Genomic DNA, 10,603 nt, shown 5'->3' with positions numbered 1-10,603 from the left:
GAGACTTGGTATTCATTTATCGTCCGAGGACGTTAAGAATCCATGTCACTTTGAGTGCCCACACAGATTGTCTGATAAATTGTTAAAGAGCAGTTGCAACGCGGCTTTCAGCTCACCGTTGCGAGGTCACGTATATTACGTTTTCCTCATTCAGAGTCAAGCGATTATTTTCACTTTTCTCTGCTGGCGTTCATCTCTGAACCCCGCTAACCCGGCGGCCTGTAAGCCGTTGTTCCGTGTCAGTGGAGGCGCATTATAGGGAGTTCTCAGACGTTGACAACCCCTCTTTTAAAAAAAACGTTCAACCGTCTCTTTTTTGCTCAAAACCGTGCTACAACGCCAGTTTTTCGAGCGTTTCAAACCCATAACGGTGTAAAACGGGTAAAAGTTGTTCAGTCTCTTTTGTTATCGCCATACAAAAAGCGATATTCGCATCAGCAGATTTTGCATCTGGCGCTTCATGTTCCAGCAGCCAGGCCGTGCGACGTGCAATAGCGGCACCGGAATCCACCAGGCGCGTACCTTCTGGCAGAACCTTTAACAACTCTTCCTGTAATAGTGGGAAGTGAGTGCAGCCCAGCACTACCGTATCCGGTGGCTCCGGCATACGCAGCCACGGACGAAGGATCCGACGCAGCTCTTCAAGCGATACCGCCTCGCCGTGCAGCTTCGCTTCCGCCATCTCCACCAGTTCCGCCGAACCCAACATCGCAATCTGGCACTCATTAGCAAAACGGTCGATAAGCTCACGCGTATAAGGACGCTTCACTGTGCCACGCGTTGCCAGTAAACCGACGATGCCGTTCGCCGTCAGACGCGCAGCAGGCTTTATCGCGGGGACGACGCCCACAACCGGGAACTGGAATTTTTCACGCAATGCAGGAAGAGAGACCGTACTTGCCGTGTTACAGGCGATGACCGCCAGCGCCAGGGGATAGCGTTTTTGCACAGCGGTGACGATTTCAACCACACGCTCAACAATAAACTCCTCACTTTTTTCCCCATAAGGGAAAGCGACGTTATCGAAGGCGTAAATGTAATGGAGATCCGGCAAAAGATGCCGAATCTCATCATAGACCGAAAGCCCACCGACGCCGGAATCAAACACCAGCACGGTGGGACGCGGATTAGAAGGTGTAGCTGCCAGACAAGGTGTATTCCCGTCCTGCAGTTTGGTAGCCATAAACTGTCTCGTAATCTTTATCGAACAGGTTAGCTATTTTACCACGAACTGTCAGATGTGAGGTGACAGGATATGAAACTGCGACATCCCACAGACTTACACCGCCCATTTTCACGCGTTCTGATGCATAAGTGTTTGGATCAAACGCGACATCATAGCGGGTACCCAGATAACGGTAGGCCAGGTTCCAGTCGAGATCCCACACTTGCCAGTCCAGCTGATACTTAACCTGCTGCTTAGAACGACGAGCCAATACTTCATTCGTTTTGGCATTACGCGGGTCGACATAATCATAGGAAATCTGATGCCCTACCGGGCCAGTATCGAACTGCGCCGTTGCTTCCACGCCTTTAATACGAGCTTCATCAACGTTGTAATAGCGATAAGTATGCGGATCGCTGCTAATCAGGTTATCAATATCATTACGATAGCCTGTCACGCGCCAGTTTACCGGCCCCGTCAGACCTTCAAAGCCACCTTCCCACTGCTTACTCTCTTCTGGCTTAAGATCCGGGTTGCCGTAACTCGCACTGTGGATCTGGCTCATGGTTGGTGCTTTATAAGCCGTACCGTAAGAACCGATGAGGCGATACCCATCGATGAACTCCCACGCAGCGCTGGTTTGCCATGTTCCGTGGTTGCCAAAGTTGGAGTTATCGTCATTACGCGCCGCCGCTTCCAGCGTCACGCTGTTGAACTGCTGCATTGCTGAAAGGAACACGCCGGTATTACGTTGCTCGTAACCTTTATCCAGGTAACCCGTTCCGGCCTGTGTCTTCTGCTTCTGCCAGTCCAGACCCGCCCCGATGTTGCCGTGACCCACTTCAACGGTGTTCAGCCACTGGGTGGTGTATTGCTTCACATCATCCGTTGTTGCGGAATCAGCGTAGCGTCCTTTTTTCGGATCATAGTTCTGATCTTTGCTGCGGCCGTAACCCGCCACCAGCTGCGACTTGAAAATGCCCTGGTTGTAACGCAGACCCGTGTCCCAGTTCTGGCTGTAGAGCTGACGAGTATCCGGCCGCCCATCAACCATAAAGCTTGCATCATAGTGATCGTAACCGTCATAGGCAGTGCGGTTGTCGTAACCAAAGCCACGGAAGAAACCACTCACACTGTCGGTAATCTGCTGTTCCACAGAGCCGTACAGCGACTTACTCATAAAGCCATCGCGGTCAGGCTGACGTGGCGCATCCAGCGCGGCGATATCAAAACCACGGGTGTAGGTGTAGTTACCCGCCATCGTAACTTTGGTTTTATCAAACACCTGCTGGAAGGAGCCATCATAGGTTTGGTAACCCTTAGAACCTACGCCCGCAGAGATTTCTGCCCCCGGCTTATCGCGACCGGTGATGATGTTGATCACGCCGCCAATCGCGTCGGAGCCATATAAGGCCGAACGCGGGCCACGAATGTACTCGATGCGCTGGATCAGCGAGGTCGGAATTTGACTCAGATCGGGAACGTTGCTGATCCCGGCGCTGTTCAGAGGAACACCATCAATCAGCACCAGTACATGGCGGGATTCAGTACCGCGAATAAAGGTAGATGAAGTTGCTCCCAGTCCACCGCTTTGTGCGATATCTACACCCGGCAGGCGCGACATGATTTCAACAACGCTCTTTGCCTGCCAGCGTTCAATATCTTCACGCGTCACAACAGACGTTGGTGCCAGAACGGTATTAACAGGTTGCTCAAAACGGTTTGCAGTCACCACCAGCGAGTCTGAGCTATCCTGCGCCCAGCCCGAAAATGCCGTGACGGACAATGCCGTACACAGCGATACTTTTTTAATCATTGTTAAAGCATCCACAATATAAGAAGGATGCCGCAGGCCTCATCTATAGCACGCGATGATGAAACCAAATGCGACGTGATCCCGGCAGGTCTTCGGGCTAGGTGGCGTGTTGTGGATGAAGACTTCCCGCCCATTTCATCCTTCAGGCTACCTCTGCGTGAGCTACCTGAAGGACTTTGTGTATATAAAGCAGTGTCTACAACTCTCATCCCGCCAGTCTTTACCGCTGCGCGTCAGCTCCAGATTTACACTGGATTCCCTTTTCACTCTCAGGAGACCGGAAACAGAATGCTACAATTAGACACGTATAGATGTCCAGACAGCCATGCGCCATTAAATCTGGACATCCCCTGAACAATGCCTACAATCCCCGCGTAATTCTTTATCACTCAGGACGCATCATGACCCCCGAACACCTCCCGACAGAACAGTACGACGCGCAGCTGGCAGAGAAAGTTGTCCGCCTGCAAAGTATGATGACGCCTTTCAACGCGCCCGTTCCCGAGGTGTTCCGTTCGCCTGTCAGCCATTACCGTATGCGTGCAGAGTTCCGCATCTGGCACGATGGTGACGACCTGTACCACATTATTTTCGATCAGCAGACGAAATCCCGTATCCGCGTGGACAGCTTCCCGGCGGCGAGCGAACTCATTAACCAGCTCATGACGCTGATGATCGACGGCGTGCGCAGCAACCCCGTGCTGCGCCACAAGCTGTTCCAGATTGACTACCTGACCACCCAAAGCAACCAGGCCATTGTCTCTTTGCTCTATCACAAGGCGCTGAACGACGAGTGGCGCGAGCAGGCCGAAGCCCTGCGCGATGTGCTGCGGGCGCAGAACATCAATGTCCATCTGATTGGCCGTGCGACGAAAACCAAAATCATGCTGGATCAGGATTACATCGACGAGCGTCTGCCGGTGGCGGGTAAAGAGATGATTTATCGCCAGGTGGAGAACAGCTTCACCCAGCCGAACGCCGCGATGAACGTGCAAATGCTGGAGTGGGCGCTGAATGCGACGGAAGGCTCAACGGGCGACCTGCTTGAACTGTACTGCGGTAACGGCAACTTCTCGCTGGCGCTGGCACGTAACTTCGAGCGTGTTCTGGCCACCGAAATTGCCAAACCGTCTGTCGCCGCCGCACAGTACAACATCGCCGCTAACCATATCGATAATGTACAAATTATCCGTATGGCGGCCGAAGAGTTTACGCAGGCCATGAACGGTGTGCGTGAGTTTAATCGCCTGCAGGGAATCGATCTCAGGAGCTACCAGTGCGAGACAATTTTTGTCGATCCACCGCGCAGTGGCCTGGACAGTGAAACCGAGAAGATGGTGCAGGCGTACCCGCGTATTTTGTACATTTCCTGCAACCCGGAAACCCTGTGCAAGAATCTGGAAACATTAAGCCAGACGCACAAGGTTGAACGTCTGGCGCTGTTCGATCAGTTCCCGTATACGCACCATATGGAGTGCGGTGTGCTGCTTACTGCGAAGTAATGGGGTTCCCGTAGGGCAGGTAAGCAAAGCGCCACCTGCCTACAACACCCCATTCACTTACTCCGGCAGCTCGTGCTTACGGCTACGCATGCGCGAGCCAATCCAGAACACCAGCGCCACAGACAGCACGGCAGGCAGGAAGTTAGAGCCGATATCCGGGTACTCTGCGCGCACCACGGTGCTATACAGCAGCACGCCCAGAATAAAGCAGGCGGCGGCCAGCCCCGGTAACCCCACCGGCATGGTGCGGTTCTGATAACGCTGGTGTAGACAGTAAACCGTCAGAACCAGCGCGATTAGCGGGAAAATCGAGAACGGCACAATCGAGCTGAAAACAGCCGCAAACGTGCCATTAATTGATAAGCCAGCGATCAATGCCAGCAACAACGTACCCTTATCCTGACCTGACTGTTTCATTACTCACCTTCACTCATCGGTTTGATGTGCTAACTTCTCTTGTTCACGGCGATACCAGTAATATGCGCCTTTGGAAATCATCCGCAGTTGCAATACCAGCCGCTCTTCGAGCTGCTTGCGTTGCTCCACGCTCACATCCAGCGCTTCGGCACCCGCACTGAAGACAATTGTCACCATTGCTTCGGCCTGTGCTTCTGTGAATGCACGCGGCATATGGTTTTCGAGTTCAAGATAGTCGGCAAGTTCCGCGATGAAATGCTGAATTTCACGCGCAACAGCGGCACGAAATGCGGCCGACGTCCCGGAACGCTCCCGCAACAGCAGGCGGAACGCATTGGGGTTATTGCCGATAAATTCCATAAAGGTCGACACGGAGGTGCGGATCACGCTGCCGCCTTTCGCGATACGCTGACGCGCCTGGCGCATTAGCTGACGCAGCATCAGGCCGCTTTCATCCACCATAGTCAGGCCCAGTTCATCCACATCACGGAAATGACGATAGAAGGACGTTGGCGCAATCCCGGCCTCGCGTGCGACTTCACGCAGACTCAAACTGGCAAAACTCCGCTCGGCACTCAGTTGACTGAATGCGGCTTCCACCAGCGAACGCCGGGTTTTCTCTTTTTGTTGTGCTCTTACGCCCATCACGATAGCTGAATCCTTCCAAAGGTCTGATGGCACTATACCAGAGAATAAAATTAATCTGTTTGCCTGGCTTTGTGAATGATTGTTTACGCGCGGTTTGTGCTCCACTGCCCGAAAAAAGCACAACGATAATTGGGTTACTCAGGCAATGATGTTATGATCCTGTTGCTTTTATGTATAAGAACAGGTAAGCCTTACCATGCCACATTCCTACGATTACGACGCAATAGTTATTGGTTCCGGCCCCGGCGGCGAAGGCGCTGCTATGGGACTGGTGAAACAGGGAGCCAGAGTAGCGGTCATTGAGCGCTACCATAACGTTGGCGGCGGTTGCACCCACTGGGGCACCATCCCTTCCAAAGCCCTCCGCCACGCCGTCAGCCGCATTATTGAATTCAACCAGAACCCTCTTTACAGCGACCACTCCCGACTTCTTCGTTCCTCCTTTGCCGACATCCTGAATCACGCGGATACCGTCATTAACCAGCAAACGCGGATGCGTCAGGGGTTTTATGAGCGTAACCACTGCGAAATTTTGCAGGGCAACGCGCACTTTGTAGATGAACACACCCTGGCACTCGAATGCCACGACGGTTCGGTTGAAACCATCACCGCCGAAAAATTTGTGATTGCCTGCGGTTCACGCCCATACCATCCGGCCGACGTGGACTTCTCGCACCCGCGCATCTACGACAGCGACTCCATCCTTAGCCTGCACCACGAACCACGTCATGTGATTATCTATGGCGCGGGCGTAATTGGCTGCGAATATGCGTCGATTTTCCGTGGAATGGAGGTCAAAGTTGATCTCATCAACACCCGTGACCGCCTGCTGGCGTTCCTCGATCAGGAAATGTCAGATTCTCTCTCCTACCACTTCTGGAACAGCGGTGTGGTGATTCGCCACAACGAAGAGTACGAGAAAATCGAAGGCTGCGATGACGGTGTGATCATGCATCTGAAATCCGGTAAGAAGCTGAAGGCGGACTGCCTGCTGTATGCCAATGGCCGTACCGGTAACACGGATTCGCTGGCGCTGGAAAACATCGGACTTGAAACCGACAGCCGTGGTCAGTTGAAGGTCAACAGCATGTACCAGACTGCACTGCCGCATGTTTACGCGGTGGGCGACGTGATTGGATACCCAAGCCTGGCGTCAGCGGCTTACGACCAGGGGCGCATTGCGGCACAGGCACTGGTGAAAGGTGAAGCCACAGCGCACCTGATCGAAGATATTCCGACGGGTATCTATACCATCCCGGAAATCAGTTCTGTGGGTAAAACCGAACAGCAACTGACGGCAATGAAAGTGCCTTACGAGGTGGGTCGTGCGCAGTTTAAACATCTGGCGCGGGCGCAAATCGTGGGGATGAGCGTGGGTACGCTGAAGATCCTGTTCCATCGCGAGACGAAAGAGATCCTCGGTATTCACTGCTTTGGAGAACGCGCGGCGGAAATCATTCATATCGGCCAGGCGATAATGGAGCAAAAAGGTGGTGGTAACACCATCGAATACTTCGTTAACACCACCTTTAACTACCCGACCATGGCGGAAGCCTACCGGGTTGCGGCACTAAACGGTCTGAACCGCCTGTTTTAACGCGCTGTCAAAATGGCCATCCATTGAACTACGGATGGCCTCTGCCAGCTGCTCATAGCGGCTGCGCAGCGGTGAACCCGGGCGATAAACCAGACCAATAGTACGACGCGGCTCTGGCTTAATACACGGCAGATACACCACACCATCACGTTTACGCTCGCGCGGTACCGCCAGTGCAGGCAGCAGCGTAATGCCACTTCCGGCTGCCACCATATTACGCAGCGTTTCCAGGCTGGTTGCGCGGAAATGGGTATCTTCATCCGCACCCGCTTCAAAGCAGAAACCCATCGCCTGATCGCGCAGGCAGTGGCCATCTTCCAGCATCAGCAGTTTTTCACCGGCCAGATCGGCCATCGGCACGCGATCGCGGTTAGCCCACGGGTGATCTTCATAGATCGCCAGCATCATCGGCTCATCAAACAGCGGCACTTCGATAAAGGCTTCACTCTCTTTGACCAGCGCCAGAATCGCGCAGTCGAGCTTGCCGCTATCTAACTGCGCCAGCAGCTGATGGGTTTGCGCTTCATGCAGGTACATTTCGAGTTTCGGGAACGTCTGGTGCAGCATTGGAATGATGTGCGGCAACAGGTACGGGCCAACGGTTGGGATCAGGCCAATATGCAGTGGGCCGGACATCGTCTCCCCCTGCTGGCTTGCCATTTCCTTGAGCACTTTGACCTCGCGCAGCACGGTGCGCGCCTGATCCACCAGCAGAAGACCTGCCTGGGTGAACAGTACCTTACGACTGGTGCGCTCCAGCAGCATTACGCCCAGCTCATCTTCCAGCTTGCGGATCTGACCGCTCAGCGTGGGCTGGCTGACGTGGCAGGAATCTGCCGCGCGGCGAAAATGACGGTGCTCGGCTAACGCTACCAGGTATTCAAGATCACGAATATTCATTATTCATCCTCCGTCGCCACGATAGTTCATGGCGATAGATAGCATAGCAACGAACGATTATCCCTATCAAGCATTCTGTTGAATAATACATCACATAGACGAGACAGAACGTGTTTGACCCTTGACGTTCCCGCACCGTCAAACGAGTTTCTCTCAAACTCGAATAACTAAAGCCAACGTGAACTTTTGCGGACCCCGTGGTCCGCATTTTTTTTGCGTAAAAAAAGCCCGGGGATAAAAGCAAAATGGCAACCGAAGTTGCCATTTTTAGTGTTTGCTCCCTCTCCCCGTGGGAGAGGGCCGGGGTGAGGGCATCAGCCCGCACAAATTAAACTAGCCGGTTTTTCGCATCCGCAATCGCCTGCGCGACTTGTTTAGGCGACACGCCACCTTTGGCAGCACGCTTATCCAGGCAGGATTGCAGCGCCAGAATCGGATACACATCGTCACCGATAACCGCACTGAATTTCTGCAGGTCGGCAAGCGCCAGCGCTTCCAGCGCTTTGCCCTGACGAATAGCTTCCACTACCGCTTCACCCACAATATGGTGCGCTTCACGGAACGGCACGCCTTTGGCGACCAGATAATCCGCCAGTTCAGTAGAGTTAGCATAACCCTGCTGCGCGGCTTCCTGACAACGTGGACGTTTCACCTGAATGCCGTCCAGCACCAGCGCGCCCATGTGCAGACAGTCCAGCCAGGTGTCGAGCGCATCGAACAACCCCTCTTTGTCTTCCTGCATATCTTTGTTGTACGCCAGCGGTAACCCTTTCAGGGTCATCATCATGCCGGTCAGCGCGCCCTGCACACGGCCACACTTGCCGCGGATCAGCTCCAGCGCATCCGGGTTTTTCTTCTGCGGCATCAGAGAAGAGCCGGAAGTCACGCGGTCAGACAGCTCAACAAAGCCAGCTTCACCGGAGTTGAAGAAGATCAGATCTTCAGCGAAACGCGACAGGTGAACCATCCCGATAGAGGCGTTGGAAAGCAGCTCCAGCACGTGGTCACGGTCAGACACGCTGTCCAGGCTGTTACGGGTAGCTGAAGCAAAGCCCAGCCAGCCCGCCAGCTGCTCACGGTCAATTTCGTATGCTGTACCCGCCAATGCACCACTGCCCAGCGGGCTTACGTCCAGGCGCTTCAGGGTATCCTGCAGGCGGCTTTCATCACGCGCCAGCATCTCAACATAGGCCAGACACCAGTGAGCAAAGGTCACCGGCTGCGCGCGCTGCAGGTGGGTATAACCCGGCATCACCGCGTCCTGGTTGTTCTGCGCAGTTTCCACCAGCGCGCTCTGCAACTGGCGGTTAGCCACCAGCAGTTCGCCAACGGTCTCTTTACACCACAGCTTCAGATCGGTCGCGACCTGGTCATTACGGCTACGCCCGGTGTGCAGCTTTTTACCCAACTGCCCCACTTTATCGATAAGCTTGCCTTCCACCCAGCTGTGAATATCTTCGGCATCGCTTTGCAGGATCTGCTGCGGATCCAGACGCACCTCTTCCAGCAGATTATTCAGCGCCTCTTCCAGTTGCAGCTGTTCGTCTGCGGTCAGTACGCCAACCGTCACCAGCGCTTTGGACCAGGCCACAGAGCCGACGATATCCTGTTCGGCCAGGCGGTAGTCGAAGCGCAAAGAGTCGTTGAACTGTTTGAACCGTTGATCCGCTGCCTGTGTAAAACGCCCACCCCAAAGTGCCATAACATCGTTCCTTTATTCGTTAGTTCTGCCGGGTGGCGCTACGCTTACCCGGCCTACGGTAAATCAATAAATGCTTATGCCAGAATACGTGTGCCAATCGGTGTGCCGTTAAACAGCGCCGGAAGTTGCTCCGCATGACGCCAGGAGGCAATGTCCACCGGGCGACCGAGCGTACGCGCGGCATCCAGTGCAGCGTTCACTTTAACAATCATGCCATCGGTGATAATGCCCTGGGCAATCAGTTGCTCTGCTTTCGCCGCCGTCATTTCCGCAATGCGCTGGCCTTTGCCATCCAGAATCCCGCTCACGTCAGAGAGCAGGATCAGGTCTGCACCCAGCGTCGCCGCCAGCGCGGTTGCCGCCTGGTCAGCATTCACGTTCATCAGCTCGCCCTCTTCGGTCACACCGATAGAACTCACCACTGGCAGGAAACCACCTTCCAGCAGCGTGTTAATCAGCTTAGGCGAACCAGGCTGCGCCAGTCCAACATGACCGAGCTCTTCATCGAGCTGGGTCACTTTTACGCTATCACCATCACCCAGATAGAGACCAACAGAGGCAATATGGTGTTTCTTCGCCCACGCCAGCAGCGTTTTGTTCGCTGTCCCCGCCAACGCACCAGTAATGATGTCAATCTGATCGGCAGGCGTCACACGCAGGCCATTTTTCTTTTTCACCGGCAGGTTAAGCCCTTTCATCAGCTCATCCACCACACAGCCGCCGCCGTGGACAATCACCAGCGGACGTTGGTGTGATTCGCGATAGTTAACCAGCGCGGTAAAAAGACGCTCCAGCGCTTCTTCGCTGTCCAGCAGTACACCACCGAGTTTGATAATTAATGGGTTCATCATCACAC

The 10,603-nt window shown here is 54.2% G+C and carries 9 protein-coding genes and 1 riboswitch; of the genes, 2 read left to right on the top strand and 7 right to left on the bottom strand.

The annotated features are described in order from the left end of the window. Window positions 1–331: 331 nt before the first annotated feature. A complete protein-coding gene (murI, locus tag ACHHZ6_RS21890) occupies window positions 332–1,183 on the bottom strand; it encodes a glutamate racemase (protein ID WP_182919128.1) in 852 nt (283 codons plus the stop codon). Further along, window positions 1,128–2,981 carry a TonB-dependent vitamin B12 receptor BtuB gene (gene btuB, locus ACHHZ6_RS21885; protein WP_182273289.1) on the bottom strand — a complete coding sequence of 618 codons (1,854 nt, stop codon included), beginning with the start codon at window positions 2,979–2,981 and terminating at the stop codon, window positions 1,128–1,130. Before btuB ends, murI begins: the two co-directional genes overlap by 56 nt. Before the next feature lie 65 nt (window positions 2,982–3,046). Then, a riboswitch (cobalamin riboswitch) is annotated at window positions 3,047–3,278 on the bottom strand. A 104-nt stretch (window positions 3,279–3,382) separates the two neighbouring features. On the opposite strand from btuB, the gene trmA reads away from it, so the two are divergent. Then, window positions 3,383–4,483 (top strand): tRNA (uridine(54)-C5)-methyltransferase TrmA, encoded by a 1,101-nt coding sequence (gene trmA / locus ACHHZ6_RS21880; RefSeq protein WP_182919129.1) that lies wholly within the window; start codon window positions 3,383–3,385, stop codon window positions 4,481–4,483. Between the two features lie 57 nt (window positions 4,484–4,540). Here trmA and ACHHZ6_RS21875 read toward each other — a convergent pair whose 3' ends face one another. Both ACHHZ6_RS21875 and fabR read right to left on the bottom strand, forming a co-directional pair. Further along, window positions 4,541–4,900, bottom strand: a complete 360-nt coding sequence (locus ACHHZ6_RS21875) for a YijD family membrane protein (protein ID WP_182273287.1) — start codon at window positions 4,898–4,900, stop codon at window positions 4,541–4,543. Window positions 4,901–4,909: 9 nt separating this feature from the next. Next, window positions 4,910–5,548, bottom strand: a complete 639-nt coding sequence (fabR, locus tag ACHHZ6_RS21870) for an HTH-type transcriptional repressor FabR (RefSeq protein WP_014072319.1) — start codon at window positions 5,546–5,548, stop codon at window positions 4,910–4,912. A gap of 196 nt (window positions 5,549–5,744) precedes the next feature. On the opposite strand from fabR, the gene sthA reads away from it, so the two are divergent. Next, window positions 5,745–7,145, top strand: a complete 1,401-nt coding sequence (gene sthA / locus ACHHZ6_RS21865; RefSeq protein ID WP_028018089.1) for a Si-specific NAD(P)(+) transhydrogenase — start codon at window positions 5,745–5,747, stop codon at window positions 7,143–7,145. On the opposite strand, the gene oxyR is transcribed toward sthA, so the two are convergent. The 3 genes from oxyR to argB form a co-directional block, all read right to left on the bottom strand. Next, window positions 7,119–8,045, bottom strand: coding sequence for a DNA-binding transcriptional regulator OxyR (gene oxyR / locus ACHHZ6_RS21860; RefSeq protein WP_182919130.1), 927 nt, complete (start codon window positions 8,043–8,045; stop codon window positions 7,119–7,121). The two genes, sthA and oxyR, sit on opposite strands and share 27 nt — an antisense overlap. A gap of 328 nt (window positions 8,046–8,373) precedes the next feature. Then, the gene (gene argH, locus ACHHZ6_RS21855) at window positions 8,374–9,747 is read right to left on the bottom strand and encodes an argininosuccinate lyase (RefSeq protein WP_182273284.1); all 1,374 of its coding nucleotides are present in this window, start codon (window positions 9,745–9,747) and stop codon (window positions 8,374–8,376) included. A 74-nt stretch (window positions 9,748–9,821) separates the two neighbouring features. Beyond that, window positions 9,822–10,598, bottom strand: coding sequence for an acetylglutamate kinase (argB, locus tag ACHHZ6_RS21850; protein ID WP_098946274.1), 777 nt, complete (start codon window positions 10,596–10,598; stop codon window positions 9,822–9,824). Between the last annotated feature and the right edge of the window lie 5 nt (window positions 10,599–10,603).

Source organism: Enterobacter cloacae complex sp. 2024EL-00214 (genome assembly GCF_043945575.1).
Classification (GTDB): Bacteria; Pseudomonadota; Gammaproteobacteria; order Enterobacterales; family Enterobacteriaceae; genus Enterobacter; species Enterobacter cloacae_P.
Note: the sequence above shows the minus strand (reverse complement) of the source record. Positions and strands in the feature narration are given on the sequence as shown.

Excerpts from the sequence above, each read along its gene's own strand:
- murI (WP_182919128.1), bottom strand. The coding sequence starts at position 1,183 with ATGGCTACCAAACTGCAGGACGGGAATACACCTTGTCTGGCAGCTACA.
- btuB (WP_182273289.1), bottom strand. The coding sequence starts at position 2,981 with ATGATTAAAAAAGTATCGCTGTGTACGGCATTGTCCGTCACGGCATTT.
- trmA (WP_182919129.1), top strand. The coding sequence starts at position 3,383 with ATGACCCCCGAACACCTCCCGACAGAACAGTACGACGCGCAGCTGGCA.
- ACHHZ6_RS21875 (WP_182273287.1), bottom strand. The coding sequence starts at position 4,900 with ATGAAACAGTCAGGTCAGGATAAGGGTACGTTGTTGCTGGCATTGATC.
- sthA (WP_028018089.1), top strand. The coding sequence starts at position 5,745 with ATGCCACATTCCTACGATTACGACGCAATAGTTATTGGTTCCGGCCCC.
- oxyR (WP_182919130.1), bottom strand. The coding sequence starts at position 8,045 with ATGAATATTCGTGATCTTGAATACCTGGTAGCGTTAGCCGAGCACCGT.
- argH (WP_182273284.1), bottom strand. The coding sequence starts at position 9,747 with ATGGCACTTTGGGGTGGGCGTTTTACACAGGCAGCGGATCAACGGTTC.
- argB (WP_098946274.1), bottom strand. The coding sequence starts at position 10,598 with ATGATGAACCCATTAATTATCAAACTCGGTGGTGTACTGCTGGACAGC.